At 38.9% G+C, this 504-nt stretch carries 1 protein-coding gene; it reads left to right on the forward strand.

What is annotated here, in order from left to right; all coding sequences use genetic code 11:
* Window positions 1-12 precede the first annotated feature (12 nt).
* On the forward strand, window positions 13-417 hold the full coding sequence (locus tag N473_RS01065) for a hypothetical protein (protein WP_063366371.1): 405 nt from the start codon (window positions 13-15) through the stop codon (window positions 415-417).
* The last annotated feature ends 87 nt before the right edge of the window (window positions 418-504 follow it).

The following is a 504-nucleotide window of genomic DNA, read 5'->3' on the forward strand; positions in this document are numbered from 1 at the left end:
GGCATCTAGAGTATGGAACTACAAGAAGTCTGTGAATCTCTTTTAGATAATGCTGATATGAGTATTGACTTAAGTGCTTATCCGAAAGTTACTCTGAATATATTGGTCCAAGGCACAGTAAACGATAAATTCTGGAAAGTAGTATTTGAGTGTGGCCAAGTGGTGCACATGGATGCAGAGTTCGATGACGATTCATTAAATAATGATCTGTTTATGGTTTTAGAAGCAAGCGTTAAGGAAACAATCAAAAGTAAAGTAACGCCTGCTGTTCAACATAGAATGGATGGATTAAACGATAAAGATCCTGTTTGGAAGGTGCATCTATACGGCAGTATGTCACTCACAATGGTTACGACAAGGTTTAATTGGCAGCTCATTGAACTATCTGAAAAAGAGTACGAGGCGGCCTATGCCTAACAAGGCAATTATAAGTGGAAAAATTTTACTGTGTCGCTTTTTGCAATCCCGCTTCGCGGGCAAAAATCAACCCAATAAAATTTGCCG

The organism is Pseudoalteromonas luteoviolacea CPMOR-1 (assembly GCF_001625685.1).
Lineage (GTDB): Bacteria > Pseudomonadota > Gammaproteobacteria > Enterobacterales > Alteromonadaceae > Pseudoalteromonas > Pseudoalteromonas luteoviolacea_K.